Consider the following 16215-nt stretch of genomic DNA (forward strand, 5'->3'; position numbering starts at 1 on the left):
TAAAGGTCAAGCATCAATTTCCTTGACACAAAGTATCTTAGTACTGATATTCTTTGGCATGACCTAGTTCACATTTCGGTCGTTTCTACGGCCTGCAGGACAAGTCGAGAACAACGTCGACGGCCAGCATGAGTGACTATAAAGATTGGTGGACCCTGAGGATGACAACGCTGAGCAGCGCGGGCATCGTGGACCGGCCGGCCGGTACGAATTCTGATGGATTCGTGCCCTCTGGCCACTTCGAACCAGGCATGGACATGCTGGATGAAATTTATGTCGGCGGGGTCTGGGCTCGGGGAGCGGGTGCGCTGATCGAGTCTGTTGATCCCGCAACCGCTGAGGTCTTCGCGACGCTCCATGGTGCCACTGTTGAGGATGTGGATGTGGCGGTCGCGGCCGGCCTGAAGGCCATTGAAGAGTCAGGCTGGGCCCGTAAGATGCCGCACGAACGTGCTGCTGTGTTGCACCGGATCGGCTCGGCTATCGAAGCCAACGCGGCCCGCATCGCTTTTCTGCAGACCCGGGACACAGGTAAGACCCTCAAAGAGACGCGAGCCTTGGCAATGAGCGCTGCGGCCACGTTCCGTTTCACCGCGTCGGCCCTTGAAACCATGGAGGATTCGCTAACGCCGCCTCGGGGGGATTACCTGAGCATCTCCACCCATGAACATATCGGTGTGGTGGCTGCTATCACGCCGTGGAACTCCCCGATTGCCAGTGACGCGCAAAAGGTTGCCCCGGCACTTGCCGCCGGCAACGCCGTCGTGATCAAACCGCCGGTATGGGCGCCATGGGTGTCGCTGCTGCTCGCCCGGATCTGTGACGAGTCCGGACTTCCGTCAGGTCTGCTTTCGGTGCTTCCGGGCCCGGGCCGGACCGTCGGGGATGCGCTGGCACGGCACAGGGATGTCGGCAAGGTCTCCTTCACCGGCGGCACCTCGACCGGTCGGCACCTGGGCCGCATCGCAGCGGAGAAGATCATGCCGATCACGCTGGAACTGGGCGGAAAATCGCCGACCATAATTTTTTCGGACGCGGATCTGGACCAGGCCGTCGCCGGGGTGCTTTACGGCATCTTTTCCTCCAGCGGCCAGAGCTGCATCGCTGGCTCGCGGGTGTTCATCCAGCGCGCCGTCTATGACACAGTCCTGGCACGCCTGGTCGAAGGCGCGAAAGCCCTGCGGGTGGGTCCTGGAACCAATCCGGACACGCAGGTTGCACCGCTGGTTGCCCACGCCCACCGAGATTTCGTTGAAAAGATGGTCGAGGACGCACGAGCTGCCGGGGCACGGGTCCTTTGCGGCGGTGCACGGCCTAGCGAGCGGGAACTACAGCAGGGCGCATACTACCTGCCCACCATCATCGCCGGTGTGGCGAACTCAGACCTGATCTGCCAGGAGGAGATCTTCGGTCCGGTGGCAGTGGTCCTTCCCTTTGATGATGAAGCTGATCTGCTCGCCCAGGCCAATGACAGTGTCTTTGGTCTTGCCTGCGGCGTCTGGACGGCAGACTACCGGCGGGCATGGCGCATTGCTCGTGCCGTTGCTGCCGGCACTGTCTGGATCAACACGTATAAGCAGTTCAGCATCGCTACCCCCTTCAGCGGGGTCAAGGAAAGCGGTCTGGGAACCGAAAAAGGCAGGGACGGTATCCGTTCCTATATGCGCCAGAAGAGCATTTACGTGGATCTTTCCGGCGCACCGTTGCCTTGGGCCGGCGCATGAAATCCGCAGCAGTTTCCAATCCATCCCCGATGAAAGGCAAGTCAGTGAGTGCTCACCCGTATAGCCCGGCATACCAGGCCGGAGGTTTCGGCTTCGTGTCCGGGGCGTTGTCCGTTGATGAAAACTACAAGCCCGTCAGTGGCCGTCTTGAAGCCATTGAGGCCGCTGCAACCAGGCTCTCGGAGCGGCTGGGAACCATCGGCATGTCCCTGCAGGACATCGTCAAAACCACCTACTTCGTCACGGACCTGACCTTACGGGATGAGGCCAACAGCCACTACGAACGGCTCTTCAGTGAGCCCCGGCCAGCCCGGACCTTCGTAGAGGTCACCGCTCTGCCGTACGGTGCGACGGTTGAAATTGAAGCCATAGCGCACCGGGGCGAGGAGTGAACAATGACTATCGCCACTTTGAACACCAGGGGACCGGAAGAATCACCCCAGCCGGTTGCCAACAGTGACCGGGCCGTCGACGGGGAGCCATCCGCACGGACCCTGAGGGTACAGCAGAAGACCTGGGAAGCAGACGGGGTCACCAGTGTCACCTTCGCTGATCCCTCCGGGGCGAGATTGCCCCAATGGAAGCCAGGTTCGCACCTGAGTCTTCATCTGCCCAACGGGCTGATACGCGAGTATTCGCTGTGCTCGAATCCGCTGGATCCGAGCAGCTGGACAGTGGCTGTCCTGCGGACGCCTGATTCACGCGGCGGCAGCCAGTTGGTCCACGATGGCCTGCCGGTAGGGTCTTTGCTCAAGGTCGAAGGCCCGCGCAATAACTTCGCGCTGGAAGATGCTGGACGCTACGTACTGGTTGCTGGCGGGATCGGCATCACACCGATCATCTCCATGGCGCGGGAGCTTCAGGCGGCAGGGGCGGACTGGTCGCTGCTCTACACCGGCCGGTCCCGCGCCACTATGGCCTTTCTGCCTGAGATCGTGGCCCTTCCCCAAGACCGGATTACCATTCACGCCGATGACGAGGCCAACGGCAGTTACCCTGACCTGGCGGCGGCTGTCGGAACCCTGAGCCCCGATGCGCTGGTTTACGCCTGCGGTCCGGAACCACTGTTGAAGGCTGTTGCCGGGGCGATGCAGGACGAAGCCCAGCTCCGGATCGAGCGGTTCAAGGCACCGGAGAAGGCCGTCGTCGCGAAGGAAAACGAATCAGTGTTTGACGTGGTGTGCAACAGCACCGGCCAACGCATCCCTGTGGGGCCTGATGAATCTGTCCTTGATGCTCTCAACAACGCCGGGATAGACGTTCCCAGCTCATGTGCGGAGGGAATCTGCGGCACGTGCGAAACCCGTGTCATCAGCGGCGACGTGGAACACCGTGATTTTCTCCTCAGCCAGGCTGAGCAGGCCGCAAACAAGTCCATGTTCGTCTGCGTCTCGCGTTGCCGTTCGGCCGAACTGATCCTTGACCTCTAAACCCTCGAAAAGCAGGAAGGTAGCCCCATGAATTTCTTTGCAGCAGAGCCTGTGTGTAAATTGCGGTCTCTTCGGTCAGTGTCCTTGAAGGTACCGGAAACGGCGCGTGCCAAAGACTTCTATCACGAGGTCTGGGGCCTTTCCACCGTTGAAGAGGACAGTGACCGCTTCTGGCTCCGCGGAACCGGCTCGGAGCACCACATTCTGAAGCTGGAAAAGGGCCAGCAGAACGCCCTCGGCGGCGTGGCTTTCGCCCTCGCTACGCCCCGGGAAGTGGACCGGGCCGCAGGCAAGCTCACCGCCCTGGGTATTCCCCTCTTCCGCGAGCCGGGACCCTTGGACGACGCTGCAGGCGGTTACGGCCTGCAGCTTGTTGACCCCGAGGGAAGACTCGTTGAACTTTCCGCTGATGTTCACGCCGTTCTCAACCAAGAGCCTGCAGGGCGGCGGGCGGTCCCGCGCAAGATCGCCCACGTCGTACTGAACACCATTGACATTGACCGGGCTACGGCCTTCTACACCCAAGTTCTGGGGATGCGGGTCTCGGACTGGTCTGAACATCAGATGGCATTTCTTCGGTGCAATTCAGAGCACCATGTCATCGCTTTCAATCAGGCCCCCTGGACAGCGGTCAACCACGTGGCGTACGAAATGCAGAGCATCGACCATTTCATGCGCGGCATCGGGTCACTCAAAACCCACGGTATTGCTCCCCAGTGGGGTCCGGGACGCCACGGTCCCGGGGACAACACCTTCTCCTACTTCACTGACCCGGCCGGCCTTGTTTGTGAGTACACCTCTGAAGTGGCGCAGGTTGATGAAGATAGCTGGCTGTGCCGCACCTGGAAGCGGACTCCCGAGCTGTCGGACCAGTGGGGAACTGCCGGGCCGCCCACCGTAAGTGTTCGCACCGCCATGGCCGGAATCCCTGATGAGGGCTACCGCTCGCTGGTTGTTCCGGGTAGCGCAGATTACTTCACCGTTCCCTCGGCAACTGCGGCAAACCATGCAGCTGCCCACTGAGATGGCCACCGCCACCGGAAACCCGGACAACCGTATTTCCCTCCACGGCGTATCGCTGGTAGTCCGCGGTGAAGGAGCGCCTGTGTTCCTGCTGCACGGCATCGGGGAAACGCCTCCTCCTGCGCGGCGTTGGCGCAACTGCTCAGTGAGGCCGGCTACCGCACGTTCTGCTGGGACGCGCCCGGCTACGGGGAATCCGCGGATCCGCGGGGCCCGGTGGACCACTCCAGGCTCGTCCTGCAGATTCTGGCTTCCCTCGCCGTCGGACCCGCCCACCTGATCGGGACTTCGTGGGGAGGGGTTATCGCCACCAAAGCGGCCGCGCAAGCGCCGGATGCTGTCCGCTCCCTGGTTCTAGCGGACAGCACCAGGGGGTCGGCTGTTACCGGGGATTCGGCGGACAGGATGCTGGCGCGCATCCCGGAGCTGGCCGAAACCGGGCCGGAAGCCTTTGCCGGGCGACGGGCTCCCCGGCTGCTCTCGCCAGCAGCGGATGCCGCCACGGCCGAGGCGGTCAGGACCGAAATGGCCGCGGTTCGGCTTCCCGGTTACGCGGCGGCGGCAACCATGATGGCGGCCACGGACACCTCGGATGTGCTGCCGTCTCTGCAGGTACCGTCACTGGTCCTGGTCGGCGAAGACGATGTAGTTACCGGTGTGGCTGAATCCCGGATCCTCGCTGAATCCATAACAGACGCTTCGTTCAAAATCATTACCCGTGCCGGCCATGCCGCCGTGCAGGAGAAACCGGCCGAAATGGCGACATCGATTCTGGAGTTCTGGAAGAGGCTTCCATGACGCGGCTGATAGTAGTCACCGGCTCCGGACGCGGACTGGGGTTCAGTATCGCCGAACGGCTGGCAGCCGGAGGCGATCGCATCGTCATTGCCGAGAAAAACGCCGAGATCGCAGAACGTGCAGCAGCCACTCTGCGGGAACGCGGCTTCGATGCTACGGCAATCATTACCGATATCGCGGATAAGGCCTCCGTTGCCGCCTTGGCCCATGCTGTTCAGGAACTGGGCGGGGCAGATGGTCTTGTCAACAATGCAGCTCTTGCTGACGGGGTCGGCGGGGACACCTTCTGGGAACTCGACGAGGATTTCTTCCAGCGGGTCATGACTGTGAACGCCTACGGTACATGGCTGGTGAGCAAACATCTGTATCCACAGCTGGCCCAAAAACGGGCAGGGTCCATCGTGAACGTCGCTTCCGACGCCCCACTGTATGGCTCGCCGCGCCTGGTCCACTATGTCGGCTCCAAAGGTGCTGTCTTGGCGATGACGCGGACCATGGCCCGTGATGCGGGAGCGGCCGGGGTCCGGGTGAATGCAGTCTCGCCGGGCCTGACCAGGGTTGAAGCAACCGAATCCGTGCCGTCCTCGCGCTACCGGCTTTACGCGGAGAACAGGGTGCTGGAAAGGGACCAGGTCCCCGAGGACATCTCCGGGGTTGTCCAGTTTCTGCTCTCGGACGCTGCGGCGTTCATCACCGGTCAGAACATCGTGGTGGACGGCGGCTTTGTCATGGGGCATTAGACGGCTATCACCATTTGGAACATCCCTCATTCCCAAAACCACCCAACGATGCCGGGCACCGGCTGATGATCAAGGAGGCCAACAGATGGATCTGCAATTGGAGAACCGCACCTTCGTTGTGACAGGAGCGAGTTCCGGGGTCGGGCTGGCTACCGCCCGTTACCTGCTCGCAGAAGGCGCCAAAGTAGCTGCTTGCGCCCGTGACGCCGGGCGACTCGCGGCAGCTTTCGATCAGTGTGTCTGGACTGATAGGGACTCGATCTACCTGGCCAGCTGCGACGTCACCGACCGCAAAGCCACCGACGCATTTGTTGCCGGGACGTTGGAGAACTTCGGAGCTGTTGATGGGCTGGTGTGCAATGCCGGCCGTTCCCTTATGGCCACGTTGGATGAGACGGCTGACGAGCAGTTCCGCGAAGAATTCGACCTCAAGATTTTCGGGGTGTTGAACATGGTGCGCTCGGCGCGGGCTGCCCTGGCAGCGTCACCGCACGGCTCAGTGGTTAACGTCAATGCCATCCTGTCCCGCCAGCCTGAGCTGCGCCTGGCCGCTACTTCGGCCGCGCGTGCCGGGTTGTTGAACCTGAGCCACTCACTGTCTGAAGACCTCGCCGCGGACGGTACCCGGGTCAACTCAGTGCTGCTCGGATTGATCGACACCGGCCAGTGGCGCCGTCGATTCGAGCAATCAGGCAGCGGGCTGGACTTCGCGGACTGGAGCGCCGAGATCACCAAAGACCGGGGGTAAAACTGGGCCGCTTCGGCACAGCTGAAGAAGTCGCCTTCCACATTCTCACCCTTCTATCCCCGCTAAGCGGCTATACAACAGGAGCCACGATCGATGTCGGCGGCGGTGTTGGCCGCTATGTGTAAGGCGCCTGCCATCTGGCTCACATTGAATCGCCTGCCCAGCCTTGATCTACGAAAGAGATGAGTCATATCCATGGAACAAGGAACGAAAATGCCCCAAAACCCTACCGGCGGTGACATCCTCGTCCGTGTCATGCGCAGGCATGGCATTGACACCGCTTTCGGGGTGATCAGCATCCACAATCTTCCCCTGATCGAGGCCGTGGACCGGGAACTTAACTTCGTCGCCGTCCGCCATGAAGCTGCGGCCGTGAATGCGGCGGATGCATACGCGCGCGCTTCGGGCAAGTTCGGAGTTGCCCTGACCAGCACCGGGACAGGTGCCGGCAACGCTGCCGGGTCCATGGTGGAGGCACTGACTGCAGGCAGCCGCGTGCTACACATCACCGGCCAGATTGACAGTGAATTCCTCGGAAGCAACCGGGGAGTGATCCATGAGGTCCCGCGCCAGCTGCAAATGCTTCAGGCAGTATCGGGCTACGCACGGACCATTTTCAACGCCAAAGATGCCGAAGCGGACCTGGAGGAAGCTATTTCGCACCTGCTGTCCGTCCCGCATACTCCGTCCAGCCTGGAATGGCCCATTGACCTTCAGTACCTGGCCCTGCCAGAGGACCAGCGACCAGCGGACCCACCCAGCCGGCCTGAAGCCTCCATCGCCCAGGAAGCCGTGGCCGAAGCCGTCGAACTGCTCTCGCAGGCCAAGAGGCCCCTCATCTGGGCAGGTGGCGGGGCCGCAGGTGCTGGTACGGCCCTCGCAGAGCTGCTGCACCGCCTCGGGGCCGGGTTGCTGACCAGCAATTCAGGCAGAGGGGTGGTGCCCGAAGACGACGATCAGGTAATCGGAAACTTCGCAACCACACCCGAGGCGCTGGCACTCCTCGAAGACGCGGACGTGCTGCTGAGTGTTGGAACGCATTTCCGTTCCAACGAAACGAAGCACTACTCTATGGCACTGCCCAGCACGCACATCCAGCTTGACATTGATCCTGCCGCCATCGGCCGCGTCTACCCGGCCAATGTCGGGCTGGAGGGGGATTCCCGGATCTTGCTCGAGCAGATCGTCGGGAAACTCTCCGCCCCCGGCGTCGAGACGGGCTGGACCGAGCGGGTGCGCGCGACGCGCCGCAACGTCCGTGCCGCCCTGACCGAATACATCGGCGGGTATGCCGAGATCTGCGAAAGCCTTCGCCGGCGGCTTGACCGCGAATCAGTGATCGCCCGGGACGTGACGATCCCCTCCAGCCAATGGGGCAACCGCCTGCTGGAAATCTACTCTCGGGAAACGAACATTTTCCCGCTCGGCGGCGGGATCGGTCAGGGACTCGCCATGGGCATCGGCGCCGCCTGCGCCCGGCCCGGGATCCCCACAGCGGTGATCGTCGGCGACGGCGGACTGGCGGTCCACCTCGGTGAGCTCGCCTCCCTAGCAGGTTCGGGTGCCTGGTGCGTAGCCCTGGTCTTCAATGACAGTGGCTACGGAGTCCTTCGGAACATGCAAAAGGCCAACGGCTTCGCCGAAGCCGGCGTGAACCTTCACACACCGGACTTCGATCTGTTGGCCCAATCACTTCACCTGCCGTTCTGGCGGGTCCGTGGTTCCGGACAGTTCGACCAGGCGCTGGCGGAAGCGCTGGCAGTCCGAGGACCGGCGGTAATCGAAATTGACGTCACGGCCCTGGACCCAGCCCCGGGAGCGTTTGTGCCGCCGGTGCATATCCCCAGCCGGAACCACTAAAGGACGAAGAGGAAAAATGGCACACACAGAACCACCAACTCTGGACAGTCCACAAGCGGACACACGGCGGATCCGGCACCGGGTCGTCTGTCTCCACAACGGCTCCGGAGCCGGGGAATGGTACACACGGCAGGTGGCCGCCTACGATGCCCAAACCTGGGGTGGCGCCCATCTGGGTGCCACCGTCCCAGAAGACCAGCTTGAAGGATGGGTCACAGCTGCTGCGGCAGCGCTGCGGGACGGCGGGGTCACCCCGGTGCACCTAGTGACTTCCGGCCGTGCCGTCTACGGCACGATCGTGCTCGCCGGCCGTTATCCCGAGCTGGTCAAAAGCATGATTCTCGGTGACCCGGAGGTTGATACCTCCGTCGAGGGGTATGCCCATTCGCTCCAGCTCGTTCAAGCCCCATCGCTGGTTATCGCCGCCGCGCCGCAGGCAGACACCGACATCGCCGAGCCCCAGAGCATTGCCGGCGGCATCGACAATGGGGTCTTCGTCATTATCGAAAATACCGCCGTCCCCGCACACCGAACAAGGGCTGACTCTTTCAACGAGTGGGCCACATCATTCATGAACATCGCCGAAGGCCTGCACACCTTCGCCGAATCAGAGGAGGATTCCCGTGGCTGAACAGTACCTAGAACCGAATCAGGCCCGCACCGGGCGTGTGACTCCCTACGAGAAGAAACTCGCCGGGGCACTCAGCGAGATCTTCGCTGACGGCACAAAAGATCTGCCGGGAGTGGTTGCAGGTTTGAACGGCCTCGGCCTGAATGCTCCGGATGGCAGCCCGTGGGACGAAGCCCGTTTCCGCGCCGAAATGCGACGACTGGGAGAATAAGAAATGACAACAACAACACAAACCGCACGCCCCGCCGCCGGCAAGAGCAAGACAAAAAACGTCGTCGGCGTCCGCCACGAAGTCGATGCCAAGGAACTGGCAGCGATGGGCCTGCGGGACCGCTGGTACCCGATCTACCCCTCCCGCTTCGTCGGGGTCGGGGACATGGTCAAGGTCAAGCGCCTGGGCGTGGACTGGCTGCTGTTCCGCGACGCCACCGGACGTATCTGCATGCTCGAGGACCGCTGCCCCCACCGCAGCGCCCCCCTCTCCGTCGGTCAGCACCTCGGAGACCGCGTAGCCTGCAAATATCACGGGGTACAGGTCGATGGAAACGGTACGGTAATTTCCGTTCCTGGCATGCCCGGATGTGCCCTCGAAGGCCGAACCGTCACGACGTCGCTGGCAGTTGCAGAAGCAGCCGATACCATCTTTGCGTTCATGCCACTGACAACTGACTCCGAGGTAACGGAGTTCAAGCTGCCGGACCGCTTGGCCAATCCGGAAATATCCTGGTTCTCGAACTTCGCGGAATGGAAGGGGCCCTGGCGTTTCTACATGGACAACGTCCTGGATCCGATGCACGGCGCTTTTCTTCACCGCGACTCACACTCAATGTTCGGCGGAGACACCAGCGCCCGTTTCCGCATCCGCGAAACCGACCGTGGCTTCTTCTTTGAGAAGACGGACCAGCGCGGCGTGAACTTCGACTGGGTCGAATACTGCCGCGAAGCCATGGACTACGTCGATCTGGAAATCCCCTATGCCGAGTCCGCAGGACCCGGCGGGACTTTTGGCATCGTCGGCATGGCCACTCCCATTGATGCAAATAACTCGGCCATTTTCCATTGGCGCACCCGCACAGTCTCCGACTGGGAGCGCGACGTCTGGCGGTTCATGTACAAGACGACCCTTGAAGAAAAACACTGGGCAGTCTTGGAACAGGACCGAGAAGTCCTCGAAGCACTCGCGGCCGACGCTGACAAAGACGAACACCTCTACCAGCATGATCTCGGCGTCGCACGGATCAGGCGTGTATACGAAGCCGACGCTGAAAAGCAGGCCGCCGTCCTCAGAGGGGAAGGCCTTAATAGCGCCTCCGAAAGTCGGAATGTAAATGGCAATCCGACTTTCGGAGGCCACCAACCTCCTCTCCCGCTAAGGCGCTGTAGAGCGCGTGCAAGCACCGGTAGTTCAGAGTGCGAGCGGAACTAACTGCCCACTCTCAATACTTGAAGGACACTATGAAGTCAGCACGCACCTGCCGGGTCGGAGTTATCGGTTACGGCGCCATCGGTGTACCCGTCGTTGCTGGGATTAATGAGGGACGGGTCGCAGGGGCTGTCTTGGAAGGGGTCATCTCCCGGAGCCTGCTAAGTAATGCTCCGGTGAAGCAGCTGGACCTGACGGAGGCTCTCGAATGCTGCGACTTGCTGGTTGAATGCGCAGGTCAGGAAGCACTCGTCGAACACGCCGAGGTTGTGCTCCGGGCGGGTGTTGACCTGCTCGTGACGTCGGTTGGTGCCCTGGCGGATAGAGAATTCTCAAATCACCTCAACACCGCCGGGCCGGGGCGGCTCTTCCTGACTTCTGGCGCAGTTGGCGGCCTCGACCTTTTGTCCTCAGGCGCCCGTGCGGCAGGCTATGACAGAGTCACGATTACGACGACGAAACTGCCGGGCTCCCTTGTCCAGCCCTGGATGAACGAGGCTTTGGTTGAAGAGATACGCAATGCTCGTGGCCCACTGGACATTTATGAAGGATCGGCCGCTGAGGCCGCGCTGTTGTTCCCCAAGTCCCTAAACGCTGGCGCAGCCGTTGCCATCGCTGTTAACAACTGGGACGTTGTGACGGTCAAAGTAAGGGCAGACCCCGCAGCGGAACTGACCAGCCACGTCATCGAAGCTTCTGGAAACATGGGGGAATACCGGTTCGAAATCCGCAACAAGCCTTCTGAGGACAATCCGAGGACAAGCGGTGTAGTACCGTTTGCCGTACTACGATCTCTGGACTCTATTATCGGTGGCCGAGGTGGACTGATATGAGTGCAGGAACCGCCTCGAACTACAGCCTCCCGCATCGGGCAGTAAGCGTTCAGGAGCCTCGGTCAACCGCTTCCATCGCATTTACATCAAATGCGACTACCGATGCCTCTGCCTTCTTCAATAGCGCTGCGAGTTGATCGAGCTCCGATGGTGTCAGACCGCTCAACATTTGACGTTGCTTGTCTAGATGCCTTCCAAATGCCTCATCGATAACAGCCTTACCATGTGCGGTCAGCTGGGCGTAGACAACCCGACGGTCTTCGCGGGTCCGAACTCTCTCGATGAGGTTCTGCTCCTCCATCCTGTCCAACCGGAAAGTAATACCACCGGTCGTGAGCATGGAGGAGGTCGCGAGCTCGCCAGCAGTCTTCCGGTGCGGTGGCCCGGAGCGGCGCAGATTGGCCAGGACGTCGAAGGACGCAAGTGTCAGACCGTACGCATCAAAGTAGGAACTTTCGACAGCGCGGACCTGATTGGCCAGCCGCAAGAGCCGCCCGAGGACGCCAATTGAGCTCGCATCCAAGTCCGGCCGTTCACGTAGCCAATCCGCCAGAATGCGGTCAATGGCGTCGGCTTCAGTTGAATCGTCAGGCATGGCCCCGTCCTTTCGATGTAGGTGATGCATCTAAACATTGAGCTTTTCGGCAATCAATTAACTCAGTCTAGTTCCACTCAAGGTCTTGTTACTTAGTTCAAGTTACCTTAGTGTTGAGATAGTTAGAGTTGAGGGAGTCGCTCCTGAGCTTTGCTGCCAATTTTTGGTTTACATCGCCCCAGTCAGAGAGGTTTAACAATGAGTGAAACCGTAAGTGCACCGACAACAGATCTGGAAGAGCTCATCGATTCGTCTATCGCGTCCCGTGAGAGCCGTGTCGTTGACTTTGACACTCTGAAGTTCCAGACAAAAATGGGAGACAAATTCCGGCGTGGCCAAGTCCGCTACATCGGCTCCGGAGCTACCGGGGACCACTCGGACGATAACAACATCCTCCAGGCCGAGCACTTCACGTTCTCTAACATGGTTCTACCGGCCGGGTGCGTAGGACCGGAGCACACTCACCCTGACGTCGAAGAGGTGTTCTTTGTCCTCGAGGGGCAGGTGGAGTTCAGCGTCCACGATGTCGAGGACGGTACAAAGACGGCCAGTCGTGTTTTGGGTTACCGCGACCTGATTCGTGTTCCTGCAGGCGTTCCCCGGAGCCTTCGCACTGTCAGCGAAGATGATGCGCTGATCTGCGTAATCATCGGTGCGAAAAAGCCGGAGATTCCCTTCTACCCGCCGACCTCCGAGATGCACGGAGTCACTCGCTAGAAATGTGCTCCGAGAAGCGCGGGTACCAGCTCAAGCTGGTACCCGCGCTTCCGGAGGTCCGGTTTCACTAACCACCCTTTGCGTGCCGCACAGGCACCGGATACCATGTGAGACGTGTCACCGAAGGGTGGCACGTGCTTATGATCTGCGGCGGGAGAGCCCTGCCGGTACGTTTCAGCAGGCGCCGTAGGAGCAAATCCTCCCCAGGAATCTCTCAGGCCCATGTACCGCCGCGGCAAGGCAACTCTGGAAAGCAGCCCGGGCAACCGGACTCACCGACGGTGCAAGCGTCCAGCCGCGAAGGCGGGTGGCGCGGAAACTCTCAGGTCCAATACAGAGCGGGGAGGAACCGAATCATCGTGGTGCGTCCGCGCCACCTGAATTATGGAGTTCCTCATGACCCTGGCACCTGAAGGCCGTAAGCTGCTGCGCGTTGAACAGCGCAACAAAGCCGTCCCGGTCGAACGCAAGCCCGAGTGGATCAAGGCCAAGGTCCAGATGGGCCCGGAATTCGTGGGCCTGAAGAACCTCGTGAAAAAGGAAGGCCTGCACACCGTCTGCGAGGAAGCCGGCTGCCCGAACATCTTCGAGTGCTGGGAAGACAAGGAAGCGACCTTCCTGATCGGCGGCTCCGAATGCACCCGCCGCTGCGACTTCTGCCAGATCGACACCGGCAAGCCCTCCCCCGTGGACCGCTTCGAACCCACCAAGGTCGCCCGCTCCGTCCAGGCCATGGCCCTGCGCTACGCCACCGTGACCGGCGTGGCCCGGGACGACCTCGAAGACGAAGGCGTCTGGCTCTACGCCGAAACCGTCCGCAAGATCCACGAACTGAACCCCGGCACCGGCGTGGAACTGCTCATCCCGGACTTCTCCGGCAAACCCGAACACATCAATGCGATCTGCGACTCCGCCCCCGAGGTCTTCGCGCACAACGTCGAGACCGTGCCCCGGATCTTCAAGCGCATCCGCCCCGCGTTCCGCTACGACCGCTCCCTGGACGTCATCACCCAGGGCCGCAACCTGGGCATGGTCACCAAGTCCAACCTGATCCTGGGCATGGGCGAAACCCGGGCCGAGATCTCCGAAGCCCTGGCCGACCTGCACGCCGCGGGCTGTGACCTGATCACCATCACCCAGTACCTGCGACCCTCCGAACGGCACCTGCCCGTGGACCGCTGGGTCAAACCCCAGGAATTCGTGGACCTGCAGCACGAGGCCGAGGAGATCGGCTTCCTCGGCGTCATGTCCGGACCCCTGGTCCGCTCCTCCTACCGCGCCGGACGCCTCTGGGCCACCGCGATGCGCAAGAAAGGCCGCGACATCCCCGCCCACCTGGCCCACATCGCCGACGGCATCCAGGACTCCGGCACCACCCGCCAGGAAGCCAGCACCCTCCTCGCACACCACGCGACGGCCTGATCCGTAAGGACCCCAGCATGCTCCCCACGCGGATTGAAATCATTCCCTCGGACGGAATCGTCGAGAAGGTCCAGGCCACGGTGCCTGTATCCACAACGCTCACCGTTACCTGTTTGCCCCATCACGGCATCACGCGAACCATGGAGGCCTCCCTCAAGCTCAGCCTCCTTGGCTACAACGTGATCCCGCACCTGTCGGCACGCGGGCTGGAGGACCGGGGCAGCTTTCCGGAATCCTCCGGGACTGCGAAGCTGCAGGGATCACCGAGGTCTTCGCCATTGGTGGGGACGGACCGCGGGGTGCTGGCCCCTACGAATCGTGCCTCCACCTCTTGGAGGACATCGCCGAGTACTCGGGAGGCAGGATCTCCGCGGGCATCGCCGGCTATCCCGAAGGTCATCCTTCCGTGGGCGGGCTGGACCTCTTGGATGCCCTGTTGGCCAAACAGCACCTGGCCACGCACGTTGTCACGCAGATGTGCTTCTCCGCCCCGAAGATCCTCGACTACGCAACACTCCTGCGCCGGGAAGGCGTCGAGCTTCCGGTGTGGGCCGGAGTGGCCGGGGCCGTTCCCCGGACCAAACTGTTGGCCCTGGCAACCCAAATCGGTGTGGGGACGTCCCTGAAGTTCCTCAGCAGCAAGGGAACTCTCGCCCGTCGGCTCCTGAGCGGCGACAAGTACTCACCGGAGAGCCTTGTCGCCGAACTCGTGGCGCACCCAGAGAGTGTCTCGGGAATCCATCTCTACAGCTTCAATAGGCTCGATAAGCCCACGTGGCAAGCAATGGACCTGCGCGAGCCTACGGCCAACGAACCGGCATCCGCGTAGCCGGCGGACAATCACCACCGGCTCCGGGGACCCCTAGCTCCCCGGGACCGAAATTACCGCGACCGTCCTCTGGGCGTCGTCCCGCAGTTCCACGCCCGAGATCCCGGCGAGCTGGACCGGCGTCGCGCCCGTCACCTTGATGTGTCCACTGGACGTCGCGGCCCAACCGCACGCCAATTCCTCGTTGCCGTCGCGGCCTTTGACCCACAGGTACATGGTGCCTTGCAGCGGCATGCTGTGGCCTTCGAGCTGCAGCTCGGTGCCCCACGATTTCCTGACGAGCCCCACGGTGAGTTGCAGGCCATTGTCCGTTTGCACGGAGTAGCTGGCGTCAGGCTTGGGCGGCTGGTTCAGCAGCGGCCCGGCCAGGACTCCCAGCCCGAGGCACGCCGCGGCCACGGCACTCACCAGAGACGTCCACCGCCGTCGGGATTTCCGTCGTCGCGCTGCCATTTTCAGGAGGATCGGCTGCGGGAGCGTTTCTGAAAAGGGTCCCAAAAGTGAGCGAGCGTCGGAAGTGGACTCGACGGCGGGACGCTCGGCGAGGCGTCCGGCCGCGGATTGCGCGGCGGATTGCGCCACGGCAGGGCGCTCGACGGCGGGGCGCCCGGCAGTGAGCGCGACGGCGTCGGGCACGGGGACAGCGTCAAGGAGGGCCGGGAGGCTTTCCAGCTCGCCTAGCTCACGCCGACAATCAGCGCAGGTTTCCAGGTGCTCCTCGAAGGCCCTGGCCTCGTCAGGCTCCAAGCCGCCAAGCAGGTAGGCGCCCAGTAATTGGTGAAGTCCGGTTTCGTTCACCGCTGCACCCCCATTTCGTCCAAAATCGTGCGAAGCGCCCTGACGGCGTAGAAGGCCCGGGATTTCACGGTTCCGCCGGGGATGTTGAGCCTCAGCGCGGCCTCGTTCACCGTGAAACCTTCATAATGCAGGGCTATTAGGACCTCCCGGTGCTCGGTGCTTAGCCGCAGGAGGGCTTCTTCCATGAGGACCCGGTTGAGGAGCTCGTCAACGCGTTCGGTGGCTTCCTCCGGGTCCGCTATGTCGCGTTCGGCAGCCTCGGCCGGCCGCCGCTGGGCCTTCCGATAATTGTCGATAATGACGTTGCGGGCCGTGCGGAACAAATAGCTGCGCAGGCTCCCGGTGATCTGGGGGGCGTGCTGCCATACCCGAAGAATGGTTTCCTGCACCACGTCTTCAGCCGAGATGTGCGTCCGGCGTGCAGCTCAGCACGAAGCGGCGCAGGGCTGTGCCGTGGTCGCGGTAGATCGCGGCCACGACATCCTCGTCGAGCGGCATCGGCGCCTCCTGTCTGCTGCGGCTTCCCCTTCTCCTGCGATACGACGTGCCCGACACGAAAATGGTTCAGCCCTTTGAACCATTCTTCACCTCACGTCGTCGTACGGGTTAGTTTCCGGTACGTCGACGGCCGGTCCAAGCAAAGG

At 62.0% G+C, this 16215-nt stretch carries 18 protein-coding genes, 1 pseudogene and 2 riboswitches; of the genes and pseudogenes, 16 read left to right on the forward strand and 3 right to left on the reverse strand.

Annotation, left to right across the window (positions count from 1 at the left end; all coding sequences use genetic code 11):
• The first annotated feature begins 128 nt into the window (after positions 1-128).
• From ACX5I4_RS19005 to ACX5I4_RS19065, 13 genes are all read left to right on the forward strand, one after another.
• Positions 129-1724 (forward strand): aldehyde dehydrogenase, encoded by a 1596-nt coding sequence (locus ACX5I4_RS19005; protein WP_461838031.1) that lies wholly within the window; start codon positions 129-131, stop codon positions 1722-1724.
• A gap of 44 nt (positions 1725-1768) precedes the next feature.
• Complete coding sequence (locus ACX5I4_RS19010; RefSeq protein WP_461838032.1) at positions 1769-2116, forward strand: RidA family protein; 348 nt, start codon at positions 1769-1771, stop codon at positions 2114-2116.
• A gap of 3 nt (positions 2117-2119) precedes the next feature.
• Entirely contained in the window at positions 2120-3154 is a 1035-nt protein-coding gene (locus ACX5I4_RS19015; RefSeq protein ID WP_461838033.1) for a PDR/VanB family oxidoreductase, read from the forward strand.
• A gap of 27 nt (positions 3155-3181) precedes the next feature.
• Complete coding sequence (locus ACX5I4_RS19020; RefSeq protein WP_461838034.1) at positions 3182-4177, forward strand: VOC family protein; 996 nt, start codon at positions 3182-3184, stop codon at positions 4175-4177.
• Positions 4178-4306: 129 nt separating this feature from the next.
• The gene (locus tag ACX5I4_RS19025; RefSeq protein ID WP_461838035.1) at positions 4307-4975 is read left to right on the forward strand and encodes an alpha/beta fold hydrolase; all 669 of its coding nucleotides are present in this window, start codon (positions 4307-4309) and stop codon (positions 4973-4975) included.
• Complete coding sequence (locus ACX5I4_RS19030) at positions 4972-5715, forward strand: 3-oxoacyl-ACP reductase family protein (protein ID WP_461838036.1); 744 nt, start codon at positions 4972-4974, stop codon at positions 5713-5715. Before ACX5I4_RS19025 ends, ACX5I4_RS19030 begins: the two co-directional genes overlap by 4 nt.
• A gap of 85 nt (positions 5716-5800) precedes the next feature.
• Complete coding sequence (locus tag ACX5I4_RS19035; RefSeq protein WP_461838037.1) at positions 5801-6463, forward strand: SDR family oxidoreductase; 663 nt, start codon at positions 5801-5803, stop codon at positions 6461-6463.
• Entirely contained in the window at positions 6382-6588 is a 207-nt protein-coding gene (locus ACX5I4_RS19040) for an SDR family oxidoreductase (RefSeq protein WP_461838038.1), read from the forward strand. The genes ACX5I4_RS19035 and ACX5I4_RS19040 overlap by 82 nt, the downstream gene beginning before the upstream one ends.
• An 88-nt stretch (positions 6589-6676) precedes the next feature.
• Positions 6677-8323, forward strand: a complete 1647-nt coding sequence (locus tag ACX5I4_RS19045) for a thiamine pyrophosphate-binding protein (RefSeq protein WP_461838039.1) — start codon at positions 6677-6679, stop codon at positions 8321-8323.
• A 16-nt stretch (positions 8324-8339) separates the two neighbouring features.
• Positions 8340-8954 (forward strand): alpha/beta fold hydrolase, encoded by a 615-nt coding sequence (locus ACX5I4_RS19050; protein WP_461838040.1) that lies wholly within the window; start codon positions 8340-8342, stop codon positions 8952-8954.
• The gene (locus tag ACX5I4_RS19055; protein ID WP_461838041.1) at positions 8947-9165 is read left to right on the forward strand and encodes a recombinase-like helix-turn-helix domain-containing protein; all 219 of its coding nucleotides are present in this window, start codon (positions 8947-8949) and stop codon (positions 9163-9165) included. The genes ACX5I4_RS19050 and ACX5I4_RS19055 overlap by 8 nt, the downstream gene beginning before the upstream one ends.
• A gap of 3 nt (positions 9166-9168) precedes the next feature.
• A complete protein-coding gene (locus ACX5I4_RS19060; protein WP_461838042.1) occupies positions 9169-10380 on the forward strand; it encodes a Rieske 2Fe-2S domain-containing protein in 1212 nt (403 codons plus the stop codon).
• Positions 10381-10409: 29 nt separating this feature from the next.
• Positions 10410-11210: an aspartate dehydrogenase domain-containing protein gene (locus ACX5I4_RS19065; protein WP_461838043.1), complete on the forward strand. Its 801-nt coding sequence runs from the start codon at positions 10410-10412 to the stop codon at positions 11208-11210.
• Positions 11211-11259: 49 nt separating this feature from the next.
• Here the strand turns inward: ACX5I4_RS19065 and ACX5I4_RS19070 are convergent, their stop codons facing one another.
• Positions 11260-11805 (reverse strand): MarR family winged helix-turn-helix transcriptional regulator, encoded by a 546-nt coding sequence (locus ACX5I4_RS19070; protein ID WP_461838044.1) that lies wholly within the window; start codon positions 11803-11805, stop codon positions 11260-11262.
• Positions 11806-12003: 198 nt separating this feature from the next.
• On the opposite strand from ACX5I4_RS19070, the gene ACX5I4_RS19075 reads away from it, so the two are divergent.
• The 3 genes from ACX5I4_RS19075 to ACX5I4_RS19085 all read left to right on the forward strand — a co-directional run bounded on the left by ACX5I4_RS19075 (position 12004) and on the right by ACX5I4_RS19085 (position 14773).
• A complete protein-coding gene (locus ACX5I4_RS19075; protein ID WP_268020207.1) occupies positions 12004-12522 on the forward strand; it encodes a cupin domain-containing protein in 519 nt (172 codons plus the stop codon).
• A 141-nt stretch (positions 12523-12663) separates the two neighbouring features.
• Positions 12664-12762: riboswitch (glycine riboswitch) on the forward strand.
• A gap of 1 nt (position 12763) precedes the next feature.
• Positions 12764-12869, forward strand: a riboswitch (glycine riboswitch).
• A gap of 49 nt (positions 12870-12918) precedes the next feature.
• Positions 12919-13944, forward strand: coding sequence for a lipoyl synthase (gene lipA / locus ACX5I4_RS19080; RefSeq protein WP_461838045.1), 1026 nt, complete (start codon positions 12919-12921; stop codon positions 13942-13944).
• 277 nt (positions 13945-14221) lie between these two features.
• Complete coding sequence (locus ACX5I4_RS19085) at positions 14222-14773, forward strand: methylenetetrahydrofolate reductase (RefSeq protein WP_461838771.1); 552 nt, start codon at positions 14222-14224, stop codon at positions 14771-14773.
• 33 nt (positions 14774-14806) lie between these two features.
• Here the strand turns inward: ACX5I4_RS19085 and ACX5I4_RS19090 are convergent, their stop codons facing one another.
• Both ACX5I4_RS19090 and ACX5I4_RS19095 read right to left on the reverse strand, forming a co-directional pair.
• Positions 14807-15571, reverse strand: a complete 765-nt coding sequence (locus ACX5I4_RS19090; protein WP_461838046.1) for an anti-sigma factor — start codon at positions 15569-15571, stop codon at positions 14807-14809.
• Positions 15568-16069: pseudogene (locus ACX5I4_RS19095) on the reverse strand (sigma-70 family RNA polymerase sigma factor). The gene ACX5I4_RS19090 and the pseudogene ACX5I4_RS19095 overlap by 4 nt, the downstream one beginning before the upstream one ends.
• Positions 16070-16215: the final 146 nt, after the last annotated feature.

It is taken from the genome of Arthrobacter sp. MMS24-S77 (assembly GCF_054888235.1).

What these genes read in the sequence shown, in the direction of transcription:
- ACX5I4_RS19005 (WP_461838031.1), top strand. Translation starts at nt 129, where the DNA reads ATGAGTGACTATAAAGATTGGTGGACCCTGAGGATGACAACGCTGAGC.
- ACX5I4_RS19015 (WP_461838033.1), top strand. Translation starts at nt 2,120, where the DNA reads ATGACTATCGCCACTTTGAACACCAGGGGACCGGAAGAATCACCCCAG.
- ACX5I4_RS19020 (WP_461838034.1), top strand. Translation starts at nt 3,182, where the DNA reads ATGAATTTCTTTGCAGCAGAGCCTGTGTGTAAATTGCGGTCTCTTCGG.
- ACX5I4_RS19030 (WP_461838036.1), top strand. Translation starts at nt 4,972, where the DNA reads ATGACGCGGCTGATAGTAGTCACCGGCTCCGGACGCGGACTGGGGTTC.
- ACX5I4_RS19035 (WP_461838037.1), top strand. Translation starts at nt 5,801, where the DNA reads ATGGATCTGCAATTGGAGAACCGCACCTTCGTTGTGACAGGAGCGAGT.
- ACX5I4_RS19045 (WP_461838039.1), top strand. Translation starts at nt 6,677, where the DNA reads ATGCCCCAAAACCCTACCGGCGGTGACATCCTCGTCCGTGTCATGCGC.
- ACX5I4_RS19050 (WP_461838040.1), top strand. Translation starts at nt 8,340, where the DNA reads ATGGCACACACAGAACCACCAACTCTGGACAGTCCACAAGCGGACACA.
- ACX5I4_RS19060 (WP_461838042.1), top strand. Translation starts at nt 9,169, where the DNA reads ATGACAACAACAACACAAACCGCACGCCCCGCCGCCGGCAAGAGCAAG.
- ACX5I4_RS19065 (WP_461838043.1), top strand. Translation starts at nt 10,410, where the DNA reads ATGAAGTCAGCACGCACCTGCCGGGTCGGAGTTATCGGTTACGGCGCC.
- ACX5I4_RS19070 (WP_461838044.1), bottom strand. Translation starts at nt 11,805, where the DNA reads ATGCCTGACGATTCAACTGAAGCCGACGCCATTGACCGCATTCTGGCG.
- ACX5I4_RS19075 (WP_268020207.1), top strand. Translation starts at nt 12,004, where the DNA reads ATGAGTGAAACCGTAAGTGCACCGACAACAGATCTGGAAGAGCTCATC.
- lipA (WP_461838045.1), top strand. Translation starts at nt 12,919, where the DNA reads ATGACCCTGGCACCTGAAGGCCGTAAGCTGCTGCGCGTTGAACAGCGC.